Origin of the sequence: Aureibaculum sp. 2308TA14-22, assembly GCF_040538665.1 — a bacterium.
Lineage (GTDB): Bacteria > Bacteroidota > Bacteroidia > Flavobacteriales > Flavobacteriaceae > Aureibaculum.
This window is the reverse complement of record NZ_JBEWXT010000001.1, coordinates 390,563-414,840: the sequence shown is the minus strand read 5'-3', so window position 1 is coordinate 414,840 and position 24,278 is coordinate 390,563. Positions and strand designations below refer to the sequence as shown.

The 24,278-nt window shown below is 33.6% G+C and carries 28 protein-coding genes; 14 read left to right on the top strand and 14 right to left on the bottom strand.

Going from position 1 to position 24,278, the window contains the following annotated elements; genetic code table 11:
* Positions 1–49 precede the first annotated feature (49 nt).
* The 6 genes from U5A88_RS01820 (at position 50) to U5A88_RS01795 (ending at position 4,346) form a co-directional block, all read left to right on the top strand.
* A complete protein-coding gene (locus tag U5A88_RS01820; protein ID WP_354203335.1) occupies positions 50–424 on the top strand; it encodes a hypothetical protein in 375 nt (124 codons plus the stop codon).
* A 19-nt stretch (positions 425–443) separates the two neighbouring features.
* Positions 444–1,016 (top strand): hypothetical protein, encoded by a 573-nt coding sequence (locus U5A88_RS01815; RefSeq protein ID WP_354203334.1) that lies wholly within the window; start codon positions 444–446, stop codon positions 1,014–1,016.
* A gap of 147 nt (positions 1,017–1,163) precedes the next feature.
* Positions 1,164–1,589 (top strand): VOC family protein, encoded by a 426-nt coding sequence (locus tag U5A88_RS01810; RefSeq protein ID WP_354203333.1) that lies wholly within the window; start codon positions 1,164–1,166, stop codon positions 1,587–1,589.
* A 158-nt stretch (positions 1,590–1,747) separates the two neighbouring features.
* Positions 1,748–2,623, top strand: a complete 876-nt coding sequence (locus U5A88_RS01805; RefSeq protein ID WP_354203332.1) for a hypothetical protein — start codon at positions 1,748–1,750, stop codon at positions 2,621–2,623.
* 115 nt (positions 2,624–2,738) lie between these two features.
* Positions 2,739–3,167 carry a VOC family protein gene (locus U5A88_RS01800; RefSeq protein ID WP_354203331.1) on the top strand — a complete coding sequence of 143 codons (429 nt, stop codon included), beginning with the start codon at positions 2,739–2,741 and terminating at the stop codon, positions 3,165–3,167.
* A gap of 45 nt (positions 3,168–3,212) precedes the next feature.
* Positions 3,213–4,346, top strand: a complete 1,134-nt coding sequence (locus U5A88_RS01795) for an SGNH/GDSL hydrolase family protein (RefSeq protein ID WP_354203330.1) — start codon at positions 3,213–3,215, stop codon at positions 4,344–4,346.
* A gap of 98 nt (positions 4,347–4,444) precedes the next feature.
* Here U5A88_RS01795 and trxA read toward each other — a convergent pair whose 3' ends face one another.
* Positions 4,445–4,804 (bottom strand): thioredoxin, encoded by a 360-nt coding sequence (trxA, locus tag U5A88_RS01790; RefSeq protein WP_354203329.1) that lies wholly within the window; start codon positions 4,802–4,804, stop codon positions 4,445–4,447.
* 159 nt (positions 4,805–4,963) lie between these two features.
* Here trxA and U5A88_RS01785 point away from each other — a divergent pair, with 159 nt between their 5' ends.
* From U5A88_RS01785 to U5A88_RS01770, 4 genes are all read left to right on the top strand, one after another.
* Positions 4,964–5,332 carry a DoxX family membrane protein gene (locus tag U5A88_RS01785; protein ID WP_354203328.1) on the top strand — a complete coding sequence of 123 codons (369 nt, stop codon included), beginning with the start codon at positions 4,964–4,966 and terminating at the stop codon, positions 5,330–5,332.
* A 185-nt stretch (positions 5,333–5,517) separates the two neighbouring features.
* The gene (locus tag U5A88_RS01780; RefSeq protein ID WP_354208107.1) at positions 5,518–7,623 is read left to right on the top strand and encodes a prolyl oligopeptidase family serine peptidase; all 2,106 of its coding nucleotides are present in this window, start codon (positions 5,518–5,520) and stop codon (positions 7,621–7,623) included.
* A gap of 1 nt (position 7,624) precedes the next feature.
* On the top strand, positions 7,625–8,092 hold the full coding sequence (locus tag U5A88_RS01775; RefSeq protein WP_354203327.1) for a hypothetical protein: 468 nt from the start codon (positions 7,625–7,627) through the stop codon (positions 8,090–8,092).
* Positions 8,093–8,189: 97 nt separating this feature from the next.
* Positions 8,190–9,164, top strand: coding sequence for an ABC transporter ATP-binding protein (locus U5A88_RS01770; protein ID WP_354203326.1), 975 nt, complete (start codon positions 8,190–8,192; stop codon positions 9,162–9,164).
* 2 nt (positions 9,165–9,166) lie between these two features.
* On the opposite strand, the gene U5A88_RS01765 is transcribed toward U5A88_RS01770, so the two are convergent.
* The 10 genes from U5A88_RS01765 to U5A88_RS01720 all read right to left on the bottom strand — a co-directional run bounded on the left by U5A88_RS01765 (position 9,167) and on the right by U5A88_RS01720 (position 16,913).
* A complete protein-coding gene (locus U5A88_RS01765) occupies positions 9,167–9,616 on the bottom strand; it encodes a GreA/GreB family elongation factor (protein ID WP_354203325.1) in 450 nt (149 codons plus the stop codon).
* Complete coding sequence (locus U5A88_RS01760) at positions 9,613–10,224, bottom strand: 4'-phosphopantetheinyl transferase family protein (RefSeq protein ID WP_354203324.1); 612 nt, start codon at positions 10,222–10,224, stop codon at positions 9,613–9,615. Before U5A88_RS01760 ends, U5A88_RS01765 begins: the two co-directional genes overlap by 4 nt.
* On the bottom strand, positions 10,221–10,475 hold the full coding sequence (locus U5A88_RS01755) for a phosphopantetheine-binding protein (protein WP_354203323.1): 255 nt from the start codon (positions 10,473–10,475) through the stop codon (positions 10,221–10,223). Before U5A88_RS01755 ends, U5A88_RS01760 begins: the two co-directional genes overlap by 4 nt.
* A gap of 96 nt (positions 10,476–10,571) precedes the next feature.
* Positions 10,572–11,843 carry a beta-ketoacyl-[acyl-carrier-protein] synthase family protein gene (locus U5A88_RS01750; RefSeq protein ID WP_354203322.1) on the bottom strand — a complete coding sequence of 424 codons (1,272 nt, stop codon included), beginning with the start codon at positions 11,841–11,843 and terminating at the stop codon, positions 10,572–10,574.
* Positions 11,840–12,274: a 3-hydroxyacyl-ACP dehydratase FabZ family protein gene (locus tag U5A88_RS01745; RefSeq protein ID WP_354203321.1), complete on the bottom strand. Its 435-nt coding sequence runs from the start codon at positions 12,272–12,274 to the stop codon at positions 11,840–11,842. Before U5A88_RS01745 ends, U5A88_RS01750 begins: the two co-directional genes overlap by 4 nt.
* A gap of 102 nt (positions 12,275–12,376) precedes the next feature.
* Positions 12,377–13,429 (bottom strand): type III polyketide synthase, encoded by a 1,053-nt coding sequence (locus tag U5A88_RS01740; protein WP_354203320.1) that lies wholly within the window; start codon positions 13,427–13,429, stop codon positions 12,377–12,379.
* Positions 13,430–14,140, bottom strand: coding sequence for a methyltransferase domain-containing protein (locus U5A88_RS01735; protein WP_354203319.1), 711 nt, complete (start codon positions 14,138–14,140; stop codon positions 13,430–13,432).
* Positions 14,140–15,264 (bottom strand): NAD(P)/FAD-dependent oxidoreductase, encoded by a 1,125-nt coding sequence (locus tag U5A88_RS01730; protein WP_354203318.1) that lies wholly within the window; start codon positions 15,262–15,264, stop codon positions 14,140–14,142. The genes U5A88_RS01735 and U5A88_RS01730 overlap by 1 nt, the downstream gene beginning before the upstream one ends.
* A gap of 1 nt (position 15,265) precedes the next feature.
* The gene (locus U5A88_RS01725) at positions 15,266–15,793 is read right to left on the bottom strand and encodes a YceI family protein (RefSeq protein ID WP_354203317.1); all 528 of its coding nucleotides are present in this window, start codon (positions 15,791–15,793) and stop codon (positions 15,266–15,268) included.
* A 10-nt stretch (positions 15,794–15,803) separates the two neighbouring features.
* Positions 15,804–16,913, bottom strand: a complete 1,110-nt coding sequence (locus tag U5A88_RS01720; RefSeq protein WP_354203316.1) for an NAD(P)/FAD-dependent oxidoreductase — start codon at positions 16,911–16,913, stop codon at positions 15,804–15,806.
* Positions 16,914–17,043: 130 nt separating this feature from the next.
* Between U5A88_RS01720 and U5A88_RS01715 the strand changes: the two genes are divergently transcribed.
* Positions 17,044–17,610 (top strand): DNA-3-methyladenine glycosylase I, encoded by a 567-nt coding sequence (locus tag U5A88_RS01715; protein ID WP_354203315.1) that lies wholly within the window; start codon positions 17,044–17,046, stop codon positions 17,608–17,610.
* A 29-nt stretch (positions 17,611–17,639) separates the two neighbouring features.
* Here the strand turns inward: U5A88_RS01715 and U5A88_RS01710 are convergent, their stop codons facing one another.
* Positions 17,640–18,686: an SRPBCC family protein gene (locus U5A88_RS01710; RefSeq protein WP_354203314.1), complete on the bottom strand. Its 1,047-nt coding sequence runs from the start codon at positions 18,684–18,686 to the stop codon at positions 17,640–17,642.
* 135 nt (positions 18,687–18,821) lie between these two features.
* Between U5A88_RS01710 and rsgA the strand changes: the two genes are divergently transcribed.
* Positions 18,822–19,760 carry a ribosome small subunit-dependent GTPase A gene (gene rsgA, locus U5A88_RS01705; protein WP_354203313.1) on the top strand — a complete coding sequence of 313 codons (939 nt, stop codon included), beginning with the start codon at positions 18,822–18,824 and terminating at the stop codon, positions 19,758–19,760.
* A 3-nt stretch (positions 19,761–19,763) separates the two neighbouring features.
* On the opposite strand, the gene U5A88_RS01700 is transcribed toward rsgA, so the two are convergent.
* Complete coding sequence (locus U5A88_RS01700; RefSeq protein ID WP_354203312.1) at positions 19,764–20,747, bottom strand: Gfo/Idh/MocA family protein; 984 nt, start codon at positions 20,745–20,747, stop codon at positions 19,764–19,766.
* Between the two features lie 214 nt (positions 20,748–20,961).
* Here U5A88_RS01700 and U5A88_RS01695 point away from each other — a divergent pair, with 214 nt between their 5' ends.
* Positions 20,962–22,440 carry a Na+/H+ antiporter NhaC family protein gene (locus U5A88_RS01695; protein WP_354203311.1) on the top strand — a complete coding sequence of 493 codons (1,479 nt, stop codon included), beginning with the start codon at positions 20,962–20,964 and terminating at the stop codon, positions 22,438–22,440.
* A gap of 267 nt (positions 22,441–22,707) precedes the next feature.
* Here U5A88_RS01695 and U5A88_RS01690 read toward each other — a convergent pair whose 3' ends face one another.
* Positions 22,708–23,211 (bottom strand): GNAT family N-acetyltransferase, encoded by a 504-nt coding sequence (locus U5A88_RS01690; protein WP_354203310.1) that lies wholly within the window; start codon positions 23,209–23,211, stop codon positions 22,708–22,710.
* Positions 23,212–23,363: 152 nt separating this feature from the next.
* Between U5A88_RS01690 and era the strand changes: the two genes are divergently transcribed.
* Entirely contained in the window at positions 23,364–24,242 is an 879-nt protein-coding gene (gene era, locus U5A88_RS01685; protein WP_354203309.1) for a GTPase Era, read from the top strand.
* Positions 24,243–24,278: the final 36 nt, after the last annotated feature.

The following is a 24,278-nucleotide window of genomic DNA, read 5'->3' as shown; positions in this document are numbered from 1 at the left end:
TCCCAGCGCTACTTTTCATATACTGAGCCGTTGTAACCAATTAACACCAATGAAATTTTTTTTGACAACAATCATCACTTTTGTAATTTTTTCTTGTTCACATTTTGAAAAAATTGATGAAGAAAGAATTCTTAAAATAGGACACGATATTTTGAATAACCCACCGGCAAAAGGTTCGTCATATAATCATTCCGAAATAAGAATTAGAGAAGGACTAAATAATAAATTGATAGAATTGACAGATAGTTTAAAAACCTATGAGTTGAGAATAAAAAAAGGTGACTTATCTGAACCTTATGGCGATAACAAAGCTGATTGTGTTTTAGAAATTCTTACTGACTATAAAAACATTGGAATTAGATTAAAATATCAAAAAAAATACGACACATATGATGTTTTGGGTTATATGACATTAGTGAATTAAAAAAACTGATTACAACAGAATGCTCGGAATTCCATCATATAAACCAAAATTTCACAGAAGTGGAAAAAGTTTCAAAAATGAGTTTGAAAAAACTCTTACCAAATTAATTGGAAAAAAAATCGAACACTATTGGTTAATGTGGGACTTGAACGAAAACGAATGGTTAGCAGATGGACCTGTAGTTCTTAAAATAGATGGACAAAGATTTGAATTCACAGCTTATCAATTGGACGATTTTAGTATGACTATAAACTCGTTTGAACTATCTGAAAAACTGAATTGGTATGGAAGTGGAGATGAAATGCCATTATCTTGGAAAGAAAACCCGAAAATAGAGTTAAGTAAAAATCTAAATAAGGTAATTACTGAAATTAATATTTTGACATATGATTTTTATAAGAATAATAATGAGTCAGAATATGTTCTTGTCGGAATTGAGTTTGTTTTAGAAAAGGAATCTGAATCTGATAAGGAAAATTTCTTCTCAATATATAATGGACTTGACCAAAATGAACTTAAGAACACGGAATTACAAATAGAAAATCAAATAAAACGAATAAAAATAACTGGTTACAACAATGGCTATAAGTAATTGCTTGTTCTCGCCTACTTCTGAAAATCCTCCCGGATTTTCAGTTTGGTGTGTACTTGCAAAGTTAACCGCTAAACCACGCAACTACTCATAGCCGAGACCGTTATCGGTAAGCAAAATAGAATGAATATCCAAAAATTAAATTCTATGATAACAATAAATCCATACATTTACTTTGACGGAAATTGTGAAGAAGCATTTACTTTTTATGAATCAGTTTTTCGTAAAGAAATCAGTCATATTAGTAAATACAAAGACGTACCGAAACCAGCAAGAAATATTTTTCAAGAGTCTGATGAGAAAATTATGCATGTCACCTTGCCTTTGAGTAAAGAGACAATGCTAAATGGTTCAGATAACTCATTGGCATATGCAGAAATGGTACATTATAAAACCTTTACGCTGATTATTCACACTGATAGTAAGGAAGAAGTTGACCGGCTCTTTGGCGAACTTTCTCAAAATGGACAAATAAAAGTACCCGTAGGTATGACATTCTGGGGTGCTTACTATGGTCAGTGCGTTGATAAATTTGGCATAAGTTGGAAAATAACTTTAGCATCAGAAAATTAGCGTGTATTTTATATGAATGAAGAGATATGAATCTGTTTTAATAAGCATGTTGCGAATAATAAAGAAAAAGCCTGCCGTTAACAATATGAATCGTTCGTCCTTTTTTGCTAACTTAGTTCTCACGTAACGAAATTATACACAATTGCGTTAGCACCTATATGATGAAACAGATAAAATACTTCATTCTTTCAATAATCTTTGTAGCTTGTTCAAATGATGAAGGTAGTAAATCCAATACTTTAGAATTTATAAACAGTATCGCAGTTGCCTTTGCATATAGCGGCCAAGAATTAAATGATTTCTTTCAAAATCCAGATAAAGCCTATGTGAAGGGTTATTTTTATTTTGAATCTGATTTGGCAGCTGATGTTATTTTTGGTCTGGACATCGAGTGGCTTGAGGGTGTTAACACCCCTATCCATTTTGAAGGAGCCGACTGGATGTCGCTTGCAGGATTTCAGCGTAATGGTACTTTTTGGTTTAGAACTGGTTCACCAGAAAACTTGTCAGGCGTGCCAACTATCAATGAAAATTGGGAAACAAGAGACATTGGACAAGAATTACGACCAAATACTTGGTATGAAATGACCATTGCAGCTGATTTTGGAATCAGGGAATTTATTTCAGTCAAACTAGTTGGTGGTGGCATCTATCAAGAGTTTGACTTAAATGGTTTTCAACTGGATTATCCAAATTATATCCCTTTTGACAAACCTTCTCTTACCTATTATACTTTCGCGATACGCTCACAAGAATTTGCTCAAGGGAATAAAGGTGCAACAGAAGTTTACTTTGATGATCTAGAAATTGGTTTACAAACATTATCTGGTAATTCAATACTCTTCAATAACAGTTTTGAAAATCAGAACAAAATCTCAAATATTCCTTTTGAATTACCAATTAGCCCAATTGATAATGTGAAGGAAAACTTTTGGTATCTTGAAAATGATGGTGCCAAAATAAATATTACAAACAATAAGGCAAGAACTGGGCAGAAATCTATTGTATGTAAGGCAGACTTGTCTCAAAACTAAGTACTGATGAAATCATATACAAACACGTTGGAATTCATTCAGTTATTATCTATAGTCGTAAATTTAAAAAAGTATAATAATTGAAAAGTTTGGTTTGAATTAAAATTAAAAAAAGATGAAAATAACAACATTTTTAACATTTGTAGGTAATCAATGCGGAAAGGCTGAAGAAGCTATAAATTTCTATACTTCTATCTTTCCAAATTCGGAAATTAACAGCCTCATAAAATATTCAGAGGGAGAAGCTGGAGGAACACCAGAGCTTATAAAATATGGAGAATTTACATTAAATAATACTAAGTACATGGTTTCCGAAAGTAATTATAATCACGCTTGGTCATTCACGCCAGGTGTATCATTGTTTGTTGAATGTAACTCTGAAAATGAGATACAAACCTTATTCGAAAAACTTTCTTCAAATGGAGGTCAGATAATGGTTCCTCTTGAAAACTACAAAGGTTCAGGAGATTATGGCTTTGGTAAAAAATTTGGATGGTGTGAGGATAAATATGGTATTTCATGGCAGGTTAATCTTACAGAATAAATTTGAATTATAATATAAGTGGTTCTACTTAAAGGAATAAACAAAATGAAAAATAACGAAATACTAACAAAAAAACACAAAACATCATTTACCCATTTTTTAACGCTGCTATTTTTAAGTTTACCCCTCTTAAGCACTTCGCAAGAGTCAAATAAAGTAATCTATTTTGGTAAAGATTATTTTATGTTGGAGGGTACCAAAATTGCTGATTCGCTTAAAGAGAATAGTTATGACAGGCTACCTGCATCCTATAAGGAAATTGTAAGAAAACCTGTGTGGGAGTTGTCTAAAAGCTCAGCAGGCATGTCAATTCGGTTTTATTCTAATACTACAAGTATTAGTGTAAAATGGACTGTTCTAAATGATTTCAAAATGAATCACATGGCTGAAACTGGAATTAAAGGCATTGATTTATATTTTAATAGCGAGAATACTTGGCAATATTTAAATACTGCTCGCCCAACGGGTATTGACAATGAAGCTCTGCTAATAAATAACATGCCAACTAAAATGCGAGAATTTAAAATGTTTTTACCGCTATATGATGGCATTGTCACTATTGAAGTAGGTGTTGATTCAAATAGTGTAATCAAAAAACCACTAAAGCGTAACCCTAAATCAATAGTATTTTATGGAACAAGCATAACACAAGGCGGTTGTGCATCTCGTCCTGGAATGGTACATACTAACATTATTTCCAGAAAATTAAATATGGACTGCATAAATTTTGGGTTTAGTGGAAATGGAAAAATGGAACAACCCATAAATGAACTAATATCAGAATTAAACCCTAATTTTTATGTTATTGAATGTTTACCAAACATGAATGCTGAAGAAGTCGCAGACAGAACCGTTCCTCTCGTAAAAACCATAAGAGAAAAGCATCCTGAAACAGCAATTGTTTTTGTAGAAAACTTCATTTACGAACCTTCTGTTCTAAATAAAAAGATGAATTTAAATATTGGTAAAAAGAATAAGGCCCTAAAAACTGAATTCACAAAAATGATCAAAAATGGATTTAAAAACATCTATTATATTGATAGTAAAAGTGCTACAGGAGAAGACCATGAAGGAACAGTTGACGGAGTGCACTTTACCGATTTAGGATTCATCAGATATGCCGATTTTTTAATAGACCAATTTGCCAAATTTGGTCTATTACAAAAAGTAGATGAATAAAATATTTAATTAAGTCATGTTTTTAGTGCATCGCTAGTTTAAGCTAAGACCAAAAAATAAAAGCCATTTTTAATGGCTTTTATTAAATCTCTATCTATTTACTTCTTCACCTTCAACACATCTTCAATGATCTGCTCCAATTGTTGTTTTGGCAACGCACCTTGTGCCATTTGCGGCTGACCTTCTGATGGGCAAAACAACATAGAAGGAATACTTCTAATAGCAAATGCTGCAGAGAGTTCTTGTTCTTTTTCTGTGTCAACCTTGTAAATATTTATTTTGCCTTCGTATTCTTCGCTCAATTGTTCTAAAACTGGTGCAATCATTTTACAAGGTCCGCACCAATCTGCATAAAAATCAATAATACAAGGTACATCGCCCTCAAATTTCCATTCCTTGTTTTTTTCGTAATTAAAAACTTTTTCTAAAAAAGTTTCTTTTGTCAATAATTCTGTCATGCTTTAAATTTATTTTTATTAAAGAATCAATAACTATTCCGTTACTATAACCCGACAAATTGACGTGTTTTATATTAGAATACTGTAACTTAGGTTACATTTTGTTAGCATTTTGTAATTTGTACGTCTAAATAAGTTAACCTACTAAAATAATTTATTATGAATTCAAAAGTAACACTAGTATTAAGAATATTATTAGGATTGGTTTTGGTCATTTTTGGAGCCAATAAGTTTTTTCATTTTATTCCAATGGATGCACCACCAGAAGGTAGTTTTATGCACGCATTGGGTCAAACTGGTTATATGTTCCCATTAATTGCTCTGTCTGAACTTATTCCGGGAATTTTATTACTGATTAACAAATGGAAAGGTTTTGCATTGGCATGGCTTGTGCCTATATCAGTGAATATTGTTGCATTCCATTTAAAATTTGATATGGCGACCATAGCTCCAGCTGCTTTGGTAGCTGTTTTAAATTTTGTGTTAATTTATGCCTATTGGGATAAATTTAAAGCCTTATTTGATTAACCTACAACATATTCAATGACAAAAGCATATCTTTTTGGATATGCTTTTTTTATGTATTTTTGTCTCACTCAAACTAAAATACTTATCTCATGAACTTTTCAAAGAAAAATCACGAACTCAATAAAAAAAATATAAGAAATGTGAGTAACAAATTCCCTTTTCTTATCTTAATTGCTGTATTCATAATGTCTTGTAAAACTGAAAACAAAGCTGAAGAACAAATCGCATTGTCCTATCCTGAAACTAAAAAAGTAGATACCATTACTAATTATTTTGGTACTGATGTAAAAGACCCTTATCGATGGTTAGAGGATGATATGTCAGATGAAACAGGACAATGGGTGGAAGCTCAAAATAAAGTAACTTTTGGATATTTAGACCAAATTCCTTATCGTGATCCTCTTAAAAAACGCTTGGAAAAACTATGGAACTATGAGAAATATTCCGCTCCTTTCAAAGAAGGAGATTACACGTATTTCTATAAAAATGATGGATTGCAAAATCAATATGTAGTTTATCGCCAAAAAGGAGATGAAGAACCTGAAGTGTTTTTAGATCCAAATACGTTTTCCGAAGATGCAACTACCTCTTTGGCGGGATTATCCTTTTCAAAAAATGGAAAATTAGCAGCATATTCCATTTCAGAAGGTGGATCAGATTGGCGTAAAGTCATCGTAATGGATGCTGTCTCTAAAGATATTAAGGAAGATACTTTAATCGATATAAAATTTAGTGGTGTGTCTTGGAAAGGCAATGAAGGCTTTTACTATTCCAGTTACGACAAACCCAAAGGAAGTGAGCTTTCTGCAAAAACAGACCAGCATAAATTGTACTATCACAAATTAGGCACATCACAAAAAGACGACCAACTTATTTTTGGTGGTACAGCTGCTGAAAAAAATAGATATGTTGGTGGTGGTGTTACTGAAGATGAAAGATATTTAATTATTTCTGCATCAACTTCAACATCTGGTAATAAACTTTTTATCAAAGATTTGCAAGATAAAAGCGGTACATTAAAAACCCTAGTTGACAATTACGATAGTGATTCTTATATCATCGATAATATTGGGAGTAAACTCTATATTGTTACTAATATGAATGCCCCAAACCAGAAAGTAGTGACTGTAGATGCTTCCAACCCATCTTCTGAAAACTGGAAAGATTTTATCCCAGAAACAGAAAATGTGTTAAGCCCTAGTACTGGTGCAGGGTATTTCTTTGCTGAATATATGGTTGATGCCGTTTCAAAAGTGTATCAATACGATATGGACGGAAAACAAATCCGTGAAGTAAAACTACCCGGAGTAGGTTCGGCAGGTGGATTTGGTGGTAAAAAAGAAGCTAAAGAGTTGTATTTTTCTTTCTCAAATTATATTACACCTGGTACTATTTACAAACTCGATCCAAAAAGTGGGGAATATGAGGTATATAAGAAGCCTGAAATTGCAGGTTACGACAGCAGTAACTTTGAGTCAAAGCAAATTTTTTACACCTCAAAAGACGGTACAAAAGTACCTATGATTATTACTCATAAAAAAGGTGTGGAGTTGAACGGTAAAAACCCAACGCTTTTGTACGGTTACGGTGGGTTTAATATCAGTCTAACCCCGAGCTTCAGCATTGCCAACACAGTGTGGTTGGAACAGGGCGGCGTATATGCTGTACCCAATTTACGTGGAGGAGGAGAATATGGAAAAGCGTGGCACGATGCCGGAACACAACAAAAAAAGCAAAATGTATTTGACGATTTTATAGCCGCGGCCGAGTATTTAATCGCTGAAAAATATACTTCATCAGATTATTTAGCTATTCGTGGTGGTTCAAATGGCGGTCTTTTGGTTGGTGCAACTATGACACAACGTCCTGATTTAATGAAGGTAGCATTACCAGCTGTTGGTGTATTGGATATGTTACGCTATCACACATTTACAGCTGGTGCTGGATGGGCTTACGATTATGGAACTGCCGACCAAAGCAAAGAAATGTTTGAATATTTAAAAGGATATTCCCCAGTACATAATGTAAAAGAGGGAGTTGAATATCCAGCTACTTTGGTTACTACCGGAGATCATGATGACAGGGTTGTACCGGCACATAGTTTTAAATTCGCGGCGGAATTGCAAGATAAACAATCAGGTACTAATCCAACTTTAATCAGAATTGAAACCAATGCAGGTCATGGAGCTGGAACTCCAGTTGCAAAAACCATAGAACAATATGCTGATATTTTTGGTTTCACACTTTATAATATGGGTGTTAAAGAATTAAAGACTGGTTTTAAGGATTAATTTGGGAAAGAATTTTGTTTTTATTGAAGAAATGTCAATTTTTAAAAAGATATTCTTCTCGATTATTTTAGGATTAGGATTATTTATTATTATATCTGGAGGATTAATACAAGGTTTTATTTTTATTGGAATAGCATTGTATTTTCTTATGCAAGATGGGGTAGAACTTAATCTTTTAGATATGAAATATAGAGAATTAACTTCTTGGTATGGAATAAAATTCGGAAAATGGAAATCTTTACCTGATATTGAATATGTTTCTGTTTTTGAAACCATAAAAACTAGTCGTTTCAGAGCCGCAGGAGGAAATGCTGCTCATACTTCAAGTATAATTTTTAAACTTAATTTATTTTACAAGAGAAATAAGCATATCACATTACTTTCAACAGAAAATAAAAATAAAGCCCTTGAAATAGGTGATAATATTTCTAAAATTTTAGATGTTAGATTAAACAATGCCACAAAGTAATTTTTTATAACTAAATGTTACGTAGTGCGGAGTCAAGAGGTTGTCTAATACAACGACTCAATGAGGTCTCGACTCCGCTCGACCTAACAACCTTAAAATGACCATGCTCCGAGTAAAAAACATTTCCTTTAGTTATTATAAAACACCCGTTTTACAAGACATCAGTTTTAATGTAACACAGGGTGAGGTGTTGGCAGTAGTTGGTGAAAGCGGTTCTGGAAAAAGCACTTTATTAAAATTACTTTATGGACAATATGATCTTGATAAAGGGCAATTATTATGGAAAGACCAAGAAATTCTTGGCCCAAAATTCAATCTGATTACGGGACCAGAGTATATGAAATTTCTTTCTCAAGAATTTGATTTAATGTCATCAACCACAGTAGAAGCAAACATTGGTGAATTCCTCTCTAATTTTTACCTAAAGGAAAAACAAAAGCGTACCAACGAACTTATTAAAGTTGTAGAGTTAGAAGCATTTGCAAAAACCAAAGTCAGATTTTTAAGCGGTGGACAAAAACAACGTGTGGCTTTAGCAAAAGCATTGGCTAATCAACCTGAAATACTATTATTAGATGAGCCTTTTAGCCATATTGATAATTTTAGAAAACGTAGTTTGCGGAGAAAACTATTTGCCCATCTTAAAGAAAATAATATTACTGCAATCCTAGCCACGCACGACCAAGAAGATGTGCTTTCTTTTGCCGATAATATGTTGATTATCCACCAAGGTAAAAAAGTAGATTTAGATACGCCCCAAAGGCTATACCAAGAGCCCAAAAACAAATTAACCGCTTCTTTCTTTTCGGAATTTAATGAGTTTAGGCTATCGGACATTTCAGATTCTGATAAAGACAAAACTGTAATTGTTTACGCCCACGAACTTCAATTAGTTAAGAAATCTAACCTAAAAGCAATTATAAAAAAGTGTTATTTTAAAGGGAATTATTATTTGATCGAGGCAGATTTTAAAGAAAGGAATATTTATTTTGAAAATGATAAAAAGTTAGAAGAAAATAAAGAGATTTTTCTTGAAGTGAAAGATGGAGTTATTGGTAAAAAAACAAAATAGTTTCAGATAATTTTTTCAATTACAGTTCTTCCTTTAAACGTAAATTCATCACCAACTTTTTTACCTAACAATAGTTTCCCTATAGGAGAAGCAATAGAAACAGCATAATATTTTTCATTATCTATTTGGATTTCCCCTACACTAATTGCCAAAAAATAATGATGTTTATTAGTTGTGACCAAACTCCCCAATTTTACTATTTCAGAATTATCATTAAGAACAACTCTTTCCAAAGTCATTTTCATTTTATCAACAACAGCAAGTTGTTGACCCGCTTTTTCCATTTCCAATTGTAACATTGCTCTGCCTGTTTCATGTTTGTCTCCTGCACTACTTTTAGTTTCGGAATGTAAAGCGTTTTGGTTAGAAGAAATGATTTTTTTTACCGTCTTTTCTTTCTCCAAAACAAAATCTTGACAAGCTTTAAAAAGTTGTTGTTTTACTTCCTTCATTGTATAAATGAATAAGCACCGTAATAACCGTGATGGGATATTGAAATCGACGACTTCTCGACCGAGCCTGTCTTGAGCGAAGCCGAAAGGCTCGAAATGGCACACAAATACTTGATATGCGGAACTCCTGTATTATCTTTTTCTATTTTAAGTTGCGTAATTGGGATATTATATTGATTTGAAATCGCAGATTTTAAATACCGATGTGTGGTAGTGTGCTGTATTAAATAATCATCACTTTTTAACCTAAAAAAATCGGTAGTAATTGTTTCTTTAGTGTTCAAAGTCGCAATGGTATGAATGCAATTGCTACTGATGGTAGATGTCGTAAAATAGATCGTGTTATTAATGGTAACTGTTCCTTTTAAATTGTTCACTTCACATTCAAACTTCCGTGGTCCATAAAACCGTATATTATTTTGTCTGCTATAACTTTTATATGCACTTTCTTTCATACTCCACAACAGCCAAACCATTCTAAAAGAATCATCAGCTCTACTGATTAATTTTTGTTCTTTTTTGGTAAATACTTTATCTAAAAACCCTTTTCGTTGCCAATTGCTTTGCGTTTTAGCCAAATTTAAATCTACAATATCGTTACCTATCATTTTTCTGCTAATTTGGTTTCAACAATTTCAATTGCCGCTTTTACATTTAACATTTTTTCCATAGCGTCATTGTCAATTTCAATATTAAATTCATCTTCTAAATCTAAAACCACATCAACTAAATTGGCAGAATTTATTTTTAAGTCATTGATAAAATCGGTTTCCTCTGTCAAATTTTCAAATTCCTCTTCATCTTGAATGTAAGGCTTTACAATTCTTTTTAAGGATGATATTAGGGATTCTTTATTCATTGTTTTGAATTTTCTTATTTTAATATGGATGTTCAATTCACGTGGACACCCCTATGGTCCCCTCGAGGGGACATTCTAACAAATTAAACTTTAGTTTTAATTTATAAATTTTCTAAAAATTGCACAAGCATTCACATCACCAAAACCAAAACTGGCTTTGGCAATCAAATTTAGTTCTTTTTTGATGAGTTTTCTTGAAATTTTATCTTCATCTATTAATTTTAGTATCTCAGGATGAAGATCTTCACAATTAATAGTCGGGGCTATAAACCCTTCTCTTAACTGAATAATTGACGCTACACTTTCAATAGCTCCTGCAGCCGCCAAACAATGTCCAATCATAGATTTGACGGATTGTATGAATGGAAAACCTTTCCCTTCTCTTTGTAACGCTTTTACCCAATTTTCAATTTCATCAGGGTCTTTACTCGTTGCGGTTAAATGCCCGTTGATTAAATCAATATCTTCGGGCTTAACTCCTGATTCTTCAATCGCATCAGTAATGCACCGTTGCACAGCATCAGAATTGGGTGCAGTCATAGAACCTCCATTGCGTTGCCCTCCGGAATTTACCGCTCCACCTAAAACTTCGGCGTAAATGGTTGCATTTCGCTCCAAAGCACTTTCTAATGATTCTAACAATAAAGCCCCAGCCCCACTTCCGGGAACAAATCCTGATGCGGAAGCACTCATAGGTCGTGAAGCTTGTTCTGGGTCATCATTATGTTTGTAGGTCATTACTCGCATAGCATCAAATCCACCCCAAAGATATGGTCCGTGATCACTACAACTGCCTACTAGCATTCGTTTGGCTTTACCCCTTTTTATTCGCTCATAGCCTATTAAAATGGCTTCTGTACCCGTTGAACACGCAGCAGAGTTTGTACTGACTCTATTTCCTAAGCCTAACATACCGCCTAAATAAGCACTTATACCGCTTGCCATCGTTTGAGCAACTACTGTGCTTCCTAAACGTCTAACTTTCTTATCATCTAATTTATAAATTGCCTCTCGAAATTTTTCAACACCAGAAGTCCCAGTACCGAAAATAGTACCACTGTCAAAATCCGAATTTTTATCATCTATTGACAATCCAGCATCTTTCCAAGCGTCAATTCCGGCAATACAACCATATAGAATTCCTGAACTATTAAAATTTCGAAGTTGTAAATCTGTAAAATATTCGGATTTTTTTTCTTCAGAAACGTTAGGGGTTCCGCCAATACAACACGAGAATTTCAAATCAGCTAATTCTTGGTAAAATTCAATTCCTGAAATTCCTTTTTTTAACGCATAAGTGAAATTATCGACTCCTACTCCATTAGGAGCAACCACACCAAGACCCGTTATAACAACTCTATTTTTCATTTTATCATTCCAGAAATAAAACCTCTACAAACCAATTCATTAGAGGCATTTAACATTTTTACCTTGCATTTTAACTTATTAAATCTAAAATATTCTTTTTCTGAAATTACCGATATTCTCTCCTCTGGAAATACGGGTAAATAAAACTCAATGGCTTGAGATGTCAAGGCTATTTTCGGTTCATTTTCTTCTAAATTTAGATTTTTCATCAAATAAATTCCTAAACACACCACTCCAATTTGAGCCATCGTTTCGGTTAAAATAACACCGGGCGTTATCGGGTTGTCTTTAAAATGACCCTGATAAAAATATTCACCTTTTTTAAAAGTGTAACTCCCCGTTATTCCATTTTCTGAAACGTCAGTGAGTTCGTCAACGAACAAAAAAGGATGCTGATAAGGTAATAATGATATGATTTGGTTTGGAGTCATTTATTCATTGTTTTTAGACCTCACAGGTTTTCCTCCTATACAAAAAGTTTCGGTGGACAAGTAAAAACCTGTGAGGTATATTCTTATAAAATTTTAAAAATCTTACCATCGTAACAACACACGTTGAGCTGAAAACCCTGGACCAAAACTTAACATTAATCCAATATCACCTTCAGTTAGGGTTTTATCCATAAAACGCTCTAACACATACAACACAGTTGCACTAGACATATTTCCGTACAATCGCAATACTTCTTTTGTATCGTTAATATTTTTTCCCAAAGAACCAAAAAGTTCCTCAACAATTTGCACTATTTTTTTTCCGCCAGGATGAAAAATAAGATAATCCACATCTTCAATTTTTAACTTGTTTTTTTCTAAAAATGGATGCACAATATCTGGAAAATGTTTGGCAATAGTTTCCGGTACGGATTTATCCAAAATCATTTGCAGTCCTGTATTCCGCAATTTAAAACCCATCATTTTTTCGGCATCGTAAAAATGGTACATGGCATCGTCAAGTATTTCAGGACCATTTTCAGTTTCATGAGAAGATAAAATTACAGAAGCCGCTCCGTCACCAAAAATAGCGGTACTCACAATATTTACCATAGAATAATCTTCCAGTTGAAAAGTAGCGGTTGGCGATTCAACAGCAATAACTGCAGCTCGTTTATTGGGATTTGCCTTTAAAAAATTTTTGGCATAAATGATGCCCGACACACCAGCCGCACAGCCCATTTCCGTAACTGGTAAACGCACAATATCTTGACGCATTTTTAGTCTATTGATTAAATAGGCATCTAAAGAGGGAATCATTATTCCCGTACAACTAACCGTGATTATGAAATCAATATCAATAGGGCTTAAACTTGCTTTGTCTAACGATTTTTTCAATGCCGATTGTGCTAATTTTATAGATTCTCTTACATAAATATCATTTTTTTCTTCAAATGATGAATTTAAAAATACTTCATGAGCATCCATTATTGAATAGCGTTTGTCAACACCCGCATTTTCAAAAAGTTTAATTACTTTTCGCTGAAAACGTTCTTCTTGACCAGCTAACCAAGTCTTGATATATGGTAATATCTCTTGGGTTGTTCGAGTATACTGTGGAAGTTGTTTTGCAACTGATACTATTTTTACGCTCATTTATTTTTGAATTATCCATTGAAAACGGAAAGCCCATTTCCAATTGAGATCACTTTTAACATTCAGCTTTTTTGACAATCTTTCTAACTCTTTTCTTTTAAATCCTCTTAAAATAGAGGTCAATCCATCTTGCTTAACCATTGGATTCTTTATGAATAAACTCAATCCCTTAAATAAATAGTAGGCCAACCAATGGCGATGTAAATCGTTAATTACTATTCCAATCTTTACAGTTTTTATCGCTCCATTCAATACTTCTATAATTTGGTCTTCCTTAAAATGATGCAAAAACAACGTTGCCAACACCAAATCATATTGTAACGACTTGAAATCTTCTGAAAAAATATCTTGTTGAAGATAAGTAATTTCGGGGTAATCTTTCGACAATTCTTTCGCATAGTTTATCGTAAAGGCATTGGCATCTATCCCAATCAGTTTAAAATTATAGTTGTTTTTATTTAAATAGTTGGACACTATTCTTAACATATCTCCATTGCCGCATCCTAAATCTATTAAGGTAAACATTGTCTCTTTTGGGTGATTTTTAAGTACTTTTTTGAGTCCTTTCAAGGTTACACTATTTCCGCCTAACCATTTATTTATAGATGCCAATTGATCTAAAGTTTTATAAAGATATTCTCCTTCTATCGAAAAATCATCCATGATTTCAATGGCATTACTTCGGTTTTTTGTGTCGATCAGAAATCCCATTATACCGTTAAGGATTTACCATGCGTTTGTTTTATGATTTTTGGCAACAAACCAGGAAAAGTTTGCAGTCCATACAACATCAATTCGGAAAAGGTATTCATTTTGAATAATTTAGCAATAATATGCCCAACTTTTAATCGCGATTTGAATTCAGCATTCCATTGTTTTTTATAACAGTATTCCAATTCCTTACGAGATAGTTTCCCCTTAAGATACTCAATAATAAGTTCGGAGGCAATTTTTGCACTATGTATAGCCATACTCATTCCATTTCCGCATAAAGGGTGAATCATACCAGCCGTGTCACCACACATTAAAATATGATTTTCTATTGGTTTTTTTGATGAAAACGAAACCTGTCCAATGGTCAACGGCTTGTCGAAAACGCAGGTAGTATTTTCCAAAATCTCTTTCAAAAAAGTATTTTCGCACAACACATTTTGTTGAAATTCATCAATATTTTTATGTTTTTTGAAGGCTTTGTAATTGGTAATATAGCATAAATTAATATGATTGTTCTCCACTTTAGAAATGCCGCAATAACCACCTTTAAAATTATGTAGTGCCACTAAATTTTCTGGAAAGTCTCCCTTTAGATGAGTTTTAATAGCTAAGAAAGGGGATTCATTTTTTATAAATTTTCTGTTCAATTGCACATCAATATTAGAGCGTTTGCCGTAAGCTCCAATAACAATTTTTGAATCGAATTGCTGCTCACTTTTGGTAAAAACGGAAAACTTATCATTTTCAAATGACACATCTACCACCTCATCTTTAAAAATTTCAACACCATTTTCGATGGCTTTTTCAGCCAATAAGCGGTCTAAGGTATACCTACTGATTCCAAATCCACCTAAGGGTAATTTAGTTTCTATTAATTTATTTTTAACGGTGCTAATCGCAAAATTTGTGATTCGTTTTGCTCCATACTCTAGTGGATTTATACCTAAAGAATTTAAATAAGGCAATACTTCATTTGAGATGTACTCACCACAAACTTTGTGCTTTGGATACTTATTTTTTTCGATGACCAAAACATTAATGCCCTGTTTTGAAAGATGTATGGCATTAATCAAACCAGCTAGTCCGCCTCCAATAATGATTACATCTTTATTTTGGTACATCTTATTTTTTGCCTGAAAAGTTTACTTTAATTTTAACGGTATCTGATAGTACCCAACTGCTCTCACCCACTCCGAAATCCAATCTGTTAATTGAAAAACTTGATTTTATGCTAATGGAATCGGAAGTCTGCTTAACTTCCAACGGAATAGTTATCGTTTTTGTGGTTTTTTTAATAGTGAGCTTAGCAGTTAATTGATACTTACTTGCTGATTTTTTTTCTATTTTGGTTGAAGTCAATTTTATTGTACCGTATTTTTCAACCTCAAAATAGTCTTTATTTCGTAAATGCTTATCTCTTTTTTTATTATCCGTATCAATTGAATTGACTTTAATAACGCCCTTTATATAACTATTCTCTAAATCCGTTGAATTAAAATTGGTCGAAATGGTTACATCGTTAAAAGTTCCATCAACATTAAAACCCATGTTTTTAATTTTAAAGTCAACTGATGCCGAAGTTTGAGTAATTTCTTGAGCTGAAAGGGTCAAGAAAGTCAAACAAAAAATAATACTAAACTTAAGTTTCATAACTGGTGATTTAATTTACTAATTCGGATAATTCCTTACCTACTGAAAATCCTATTGCAATACCCATGCCACCTAGGCGAACACCACAAGCAACGCGATTGCCTAATAGTTTTACCAATGCCCTTTTTTGATGGCCTACACCCATTATACCGCTCCATCTATGCTCTATTTCTATATTAGTGTTTGGTAAAATAATAGTCGATAAGATTCCTTCCAGCTTACTTTGTATCAACTCCGTTTGCCCAAATTCTATAGTCTCTTCCATTTCAAAATCCAGATTTCGACCACCGCCTAATAAAATTCTATTGTCAATATTTCTAAAATAATAATACCCTTTTTCCAAATGGAATGTTCCTTTTATTGTTAAATTAGGAATCGGTTTGGTAATCAGAATCTGTGCTCTGGCTGGTTTTACATCTAAACTAAGTAATTGATTTACGAAACCATTGGTAGCAATCAATATCTTTTTTGTTGAAAATTCGCCAATATTGGTTTTTAATTTCACATCATTTGGTTGCTCTGTATAACTTTCAACAGTACAATTATTAAGTACTTTAATTCCTTTTGATTGTACTTTTTGTAGTAAAGCAGTCATCATTTTGCCCGTGTCGATTTGCCCTTCAAATGTATTAAAAGCCAGTTGTTCGTTTACTTTTTCAAAAATGAATTTATTCTCAACAAATGTAAAAACATCTTTCTTAAAAAATGGTTCCAACAATTGATTTACAAATTCCTTTTTATTATAACATTCTCTGAAACTTAACTCATCATCAAATAACTCGAAACCGCCCAATTGTTGAAAACCAATGGTTTTATCTCCTAGTGTTTTTCTCATTAATTGAAGACCTTGCCAACGTTTTTTAACCAACTCATAAACTTCCTGCTGAGAATGGGATTTTAAATCATCAATAATTTCAGATAAACTTCCAAAACAGGCAAAACCCGCATTTTTGGTACTAGCTCCTTGCGGTAATATTCCCTTTTCAAGGATAAGAATATTAGCTTTCGGATGTTCCTCTTTTAGAAATAAAGCAGCACTTAATCCCACAATTCCACTACCAACAATGGTAAAATCATTATTAGCAAACCATGATTTTATTTCCCAGTAGCTTAAATTCATTTTCTAAAGATAAATTATTTTTTAATACCCCTCCGTCCCGAACATTCGGGACACCTCCCCTTAAAAAAGGGGAGGAACCATTAAGATTACAACAAATAAAATTTCTATTTTAGTCATAAATTAAATTTCGATGGACAAAAGAAGATGTGCTTGGTGCGGTAATGACCCATTATATATGGCCTATCACGACGAAGAATGGGGTGTACCCGTTTATGACGATGATGAATTATTTGAATTTCTGATCTTAGAAACTTTTCAAGCGGGATTGAGCTGGATAACTATCCTGAGAAAGCGTGAAAATTTTAGAAAAGCTTTTGAGAATTTTGACTATAAAAAAATAGCTAAATACGGAGAAGACAAATACGAATCTTTACTACAAGATGCGGGAATCATAAGAAATAAATTGAAAATTAGGGCTACTATTAGTAATGCACAGGCATTTATGGAAGTGCAAAAAGAATTTGGTTCTTTTTCGGAATATATTTGGGCCTTTACCGAGGGTAAACCTATAAAAAACAATTTTAAAAGATTGTCAGAAGTTCCTGCTACTACAACTTTATCCGACAAAATTTCTAAAGACCTGAAAAAACGCGGATTCAAATTTGTGGGCAGTACTGTTATGTACGCATATATGCAAGCCACGGGCATGGTCAACGACCATGTAACGGATTGTTTTCGATATAATGAGGTAGGTTAATCGAAAAAGAGACCTTATTTAATTGTACATTAATTCGCTTCTTGCACTTCCTTTACAGGTACAAAGATTTCAGTTTTTAACTTTGCCGGATTGGGCGTATTTATGGGATCGTTATGATATACTTCAAGGGCGGGAACTCCCTCCATTGCTTCAACAGCATTGTCAGAAATATATTTTTCCGTAGTTTCCCAAGCTTCTTTTAAATTTTTATAATCTCCCATTAAAGTAGTCTTAACAGCAGTAAAAGGTTGTAACATACCTGTTAAAACACCGCTGTCGTTATCCGTAATGACCCTTTCAGTTACAGGTATTGCAGCTGATACAATTACCGCATTGTTTTCTGCATCGTATTTATGATATAAGTTAAAAGGCGGGCCTGCCATGGTAATGTTATTTTTTGTGGCATAATTTGCCACTTTGGGCATCATTTCAGCCATTTTTTCTGGCATTTCCTCAATTTTACATGAAGTAGTAGTATATAAATAATAACCTCCTCCATGTTTGGTAATACCATTTATAGTTACACTGTATTTTTGCATTTCTAACTGCACAACACTATCTAATTTTTCCAGTCCGCGTTCATAATCCGGTCCAATTTGCTTGTCCATACCACCATTAAAAGCCATAAATGCCTTAGACATAAAATCTAAATCACCTTTCATACCCCAAGTGACAGCCGTGCCTTTATCAACTTTTTTAAAGTTCCAATACACATTAGAGGTGGACTCCCACGGCTTAATAAACGTTATTTTTTGGCTAATACTGTCTTTTTCTGTAGAAAGTGTTTCCATACTCCCCTCACCAACATCGACATTTTCACTTTGCCAAGCATAAGAAGCTCCAACACCACTTGCTTTTTCTCCATAAGTCAATTTTGTTTCTGGGTCTTGCCCTAACCATGGCGACCAACTTGGCCAAGTCTTGTAGTCATTTACCATATTAAAAACTACATCTTCAGGTGCATGAATAACTTTTGTGCGTTGGACATTATATGTGTTTTCTAAGGTGGCAACATAAATAGAACCTGCTACAATAATAAGAAGTAGCAATAGCAAAATATATTTTAATGCTTTCATAATTAGTTAGTTTAGAGTTATTACAAATATAAAGAATATTAGATATCTGCACTATATATTTAATTTAAGTATTGTTTTGAGAAATTTTTATAGAAATACTAAAAGAGTTTTCTTATCATTGTTAAAATTTAACGAATGACTGGTGTTGTAACAAAATCGACAGGGAGTTGGTACACGGTAAGGGTTGATGATAAAACTGTTATTGATTGTAGAATTAAAGGAAAATTCCGTTTAAGTGGTATTAAAAGTACCAATCCTGTTACTGTAGGAGATATTGTTGATTTTCTCATGGAGGATGACAATGAAAATGGCATCATTACAAAAATTCATGACCGTAAAAATTACATTATTAGAAAATCGGTCAACCTTTCTAAACAAACACATATTATTGCCGCTAATATTGATCAGGTCTTTTTAATGGTTACGCTAGAAAATCCTGTTACTTTTCCTGTTTTTATCGATCGGTTTTTAGCTACAGCCGAAGCCTATTCAATCCCAGCCATACTCCTATTCAACAAAATAGATTTGTACAGTAAGGAACTGTTGGAAAAAAAGCAGAAACTCGAACAGGTTTATAGGAAAATTGGCTATGAATGTTTGGATGTTTCGGCTACGGAACATATCAATATCGATAAGTTAAAAATATTTATGAAGGATAAAACAAGCATGTTCTCTGGACATTCCGGTGTTGGAAAATCAACCTTGATTAACGCCGTTTATCCCGAATTGGACTTGAAAACCGCAGAAATATCAGAACAGCACAAACAAGGACAACACACTACAACTTTTGCTGAAATGTTTGTGCTACCTTTCGGTGGGCATATTATTGATACCCCAGGCATAAAAGGTTTTGGTGTAGTTGATTTTGATGAGAATGAAATTGGCGATTATTTTCCCGAATTTTTCGCTTTAAAAGCACATTGTAAGTTTAACAACTGCCTACACGTTAACGAGCCAGATTGTGCCGTAAAAAAAGCCTTGGAAACTGGTGAAATAGCACAATCTAGATATGTTAGTTATTTACAATTACTGAAAGGAGAAAACGAAAATTACCGCGTTGATGATTATATATAGCCGCTATTCTTGCGGGTATTTTAATCCAACTTGATCTCGAACATCATCTAAAATGGAAATCAAATCCAAACTATGTTGATGCGACCACAAGTTACTTTCAATTTGATTATTTCTAATACATTTATGGCATTCTTCAATTTCATGGGTAAACCCGATTCCCTTCGTAGGCAATTCAAAAACTTCTTCTTCTTCATTTTTTACCAACGCATAACCTTGTGCAACATGCCATTGGTCATGAATATAAATTTCGCCTTCCGTACCACTAATACAAGCTGTCATTTTAGATTTTGACATAAAACCACTATATAAAATGGCTTGTGCATTCTTATAATGAAACAACATTGATGTTTGCACATCGGCACCTGTTTTAGTATGAAAAATTGATTTTGCCAAAATATCTTCCGGCTTACCTAACAAACTATATGCTAAAAATATGGGATAGATACCAATATCCAATAATGCTCCACCAGCTAAATCTAAATTAAAAACTCGGCTATCTAATGCGTGTTCCGATTTAAAAGAAAAGTCAGCTTTTATATATTTTACTTTACCAATTTCGCCATTATCAATTCGTTCTTTTACCGCTACAAAAGTTGGGTTAAAACGTGTCCACAACCCTTCCATAAAGAACAGGTTTCTAGACTTCGATAAAGCAATCATTTTTTCGGCTTCTTTTCGGTTGATGCTCAAAGGTTTTTCGCATAAAACGTGTTTACCATATTCTAGTGCTTTTAAACTGAATTCGCAATGTGAATTATGTGGCGTGGCTATATAAACAATATCAACATCCGAATCAAGAAATAATTCATCATAACTTCCATAACATTTCTTTGAATTGTGCTTTTGTCCGAACGCATCAGCTTTTTCTAGATTTCTAGATGCCACCGCTTGTAACTCAGCATCTTCAACCAAAGCCAAATCGCTTACAAATTTATTAGCTATGTTTCCACAACCTACAATACCCCATTTTATTTTTAATGTTTCCATACTTCTTATGCTAAATAGTAAACAATAATACAAAAGCACCTTGAGTTTCACGCAAAGAACGCAAAGAAAAAATACAAAGAACACAAAGTGATGGTTCTAAATTGTTTCTTCTATCAACATCAAGTCACATACTTTTTATATATTTAACCCAAAGATTTATCCGCCGAAGCTGCTGCGAAGGAGGACTAAAGACTAACCTCTACAGACTATAAAAATGACAGATTACGGTTTCCTATCTATTTTACCTCCAGTATTAGCCATTATTTTAGCATTAAGAACTAAACAAGTTTACGTTTCGTTGGTGTTGGGAATTTGGTTGTCATGGCTAATCATGAGCGATTGGAATTTTTTAGAAGGCACATTAGCAACTTTAGAGGCTTTTGTAAACGTTTTTAAATCTGAAGGAAATACGAGAACCATAATGTTTAGTGCCTTGGTGGGTGCTTTATTACTTTTTATACAATACTCTCGTGGTGTTGAGGGTTTTGTAAATAAACTAAACAAACTCATCGCTCATTTTGAAAAAAAACAGACGGGTTACAGTCGAGTTGTAGTGCAATTATTAGCATTTTTTACAGGAATGGCATTGTTTGTAGAAACCAGTATCAGTTCGTTAACAGTAGGTACTATTTATCGTCCTGTTTTTGACAAATTGAAGATTCCGCGTGAAAAATTAGCCTACATAGCTGATTCTAGTTCGGCTCCATCTTCTATCCTTATTCCTTTTAACGCTTGGGGTGCTTTTATTATGGGTTTACTATTGACCTTAGATATTGAGAATCCGTTTGGTGTATTGATGTCTTCCATAAAGTATAATTTTTATCCAATTTTAGCATTGCTTTTGGTGCTTGTTATCATCTTATTTAAAAAAGATTTTGGCCCTATGGCCAAGGCAGAAAAACGTACTCGAGAGACAGGAAAATTATTAAATGACGGTTCTAAACCCATGATTTCGGAAGCGGTAACTTCTTACGAACCAAAAGAAGGAATCCCTGCAAGAGCCTATAACATGATTGCTCCGTTAGTCACTATGGTTATTATGATGCCAGTTTGGCTGGCATACACTGGCTGGAATAACGTTACCGATGCTACCTCTTGGTGGAATCATTTTGTTACTGCTTTAGGTGAAGGGTCAGGTTCTTCTTCAGTGCTTTATGCCGTAACCACATCAATAATTGTTGCTATGATTTTATACCGCTCGCAAGGATTGATGCGAAGTAAGGAAATGGTAGATCTCATCTTAAAAGGTATTAGTGAGTTGATGCCTTTGGCCTTGTTAATGTTATTGGCATTTGCTATTGGTGATGCCTGTAAAGCGTTAGGTACGGGTCAATTTGTTGCCAATTGGTCTAAAGATTGGCTATCACCAGAGTTTTTACCGGCCATAGTATTTATAATCAGCTCTTTTATTGCTTTTTCCACAGGGACTTCTTGGGGTACTTTTGCCATTATGTTGGCAATTTCTATCCCAATGGCAAATTTGCATGGCTCTGATATTACTTTAGTGGTGGCAGCTACGTTAGGAGGTGGTATTTTTGGAGATCACTGCTCCCCTATTTCTGACACCTCAATAATATCTTCGATGGCTTCCGCAAGTGATCATATTGACCATGTGCGGACACAATTACCTTATGCTTTAATTGGTGGGATAATTACGGTTATTCTGTATTTGGTGTTAGGGTTTGCTATGTAAAAAAGGTACGAGAGAGGTACAAGGTTAGAAGTACGAGGAAAAAGTTGGAGCATGGGTATTGTCCTCTTGAGTCCCAGTAGCTATCGCAATTAGGAGTATTTGCATGTAAAAATTTGTCAATTCGAGTGATTTGCACATTTTTCTTGTGTAAAATTTGTATCGAGAATCAAATTTTAATTCAACAAGGGTTCTCGATACAATTTTTTTTCAAAAAATCACTCGAACAGACGCAAAAAGATATTTCTTGTTTTAAAAGGTAAAAATATCTTATTTCAACTCCTTCTCGTACAAATTATAAATTCCAAGTGGCAATTGCTTTTGCCCCACGTTTACAAAACCTTGGTTTTCATAATAAGCACAAAGTTTTAGATTTGTGGAATCACAATCCAATCTTAAATAATCGAAGTCATTTTTTTTAGCACCTCTTTCTATCTTTATAACCACTTCAGTTCCTAGCTGATTTCCAGAAAATTTTTCATCGATAACTAACGAGTGAATATATTTAGCTTTATCATTCATTTTGCCCCAATACGTCAAATCTTCTTCCATGATTCTCACCATACCCATTACTTCATGGGCATCATTTTCAATAAAATAAAACTCCTTACTAGTAAAGCCCTCTTTGACCCAATTTATTTTTTCAATGGGCGGGTTTTGCCAATAATCCCATTGCTTAATGCCTTTCTTTTCTAAAGTTATGGATGCGGATTTTAGCAATTCAAAAGCTTTTTGAATTTTTGAAGGGTGAGCTTGTATTAGTTTAAAATTCATTTAACAAGGCTAATTAGCAGTTAAAACATAACTTAACTGTGCTTAAAAATAATAGTTTTTATGATTAATTTGTAGACCTCACAGGTTTTGAAAATGGGTGAGGTCTTTCTGTAATTTAAACCTATCTTTGCAATATAAATTAAATTTTATCAATGCACAAAGCTGGATTTGTAAATATTATTGGCAACCCAAATGTTGGAAAATCAACATTAATGAACGCTTTTGTCGGTGAACGCCTGTCAATTATCACCTCCAAAGCACAAACTACGCGTCATCGTATTTTAGGTATTGTAAACGGTGACGATTTTCAAATTGTTTTCTCGGATACTCCGGGCATTATAAAACCGGCTTACGAGTTACAAGAATCTATGATGGATTTTGTAAAGTCTGCCTTTGAAGATGCCGATGTGCTGATCTATATGGTTGAAATAGGTGAAAAAGCCTTAAAAGATGAAGATTTTTTCAAGAAAATTACCAATGCTAATATTCCCGTTTTATTATTGATTAATAAGATTGACAACTCATCTCAAAACGAACTGGAAGACCAAATGGTTTATTGGCAAGAAAAAGTACCCAATGCCCGTGTAGTTCCCATTTCTGCATTACAAAAATTCAATGTGCAAAATGTATTGGAAAATATTGTGCAGCTATTACCGGAATCGCCAGCATTTTATCCCAAAGACCAATTGACCGACAAACCTGAACGCTTTTTTGTTAACGAGGCCATTCGCGAAAAAATATTGGTGCATTATAAAAAGGAAATTCCCTACGCTGTAGAAATTGACACTGAAGAATTTGTTGAAGAACCTAATATTATTAAAATACGTTCCATCATTATGGTAGAACGTGATTCACAAAAAGGAATTATTATTGGACATAAAGGTGCAGGATTGAAGCGTGTAGGCTCGGAAGCCAGACGCGATTTGGAAAAATTCTTTGGCAAAAAAATATATATGGAGCTTTTTGTGAAGGTAAATAAAGATTGGCGTTCTAATCAGAATCAATTGAAGCGATTTGGGTATAAGGATTAATCCTTAACTTTCAGTCAGCAGTGGTTAGTTGGTAGT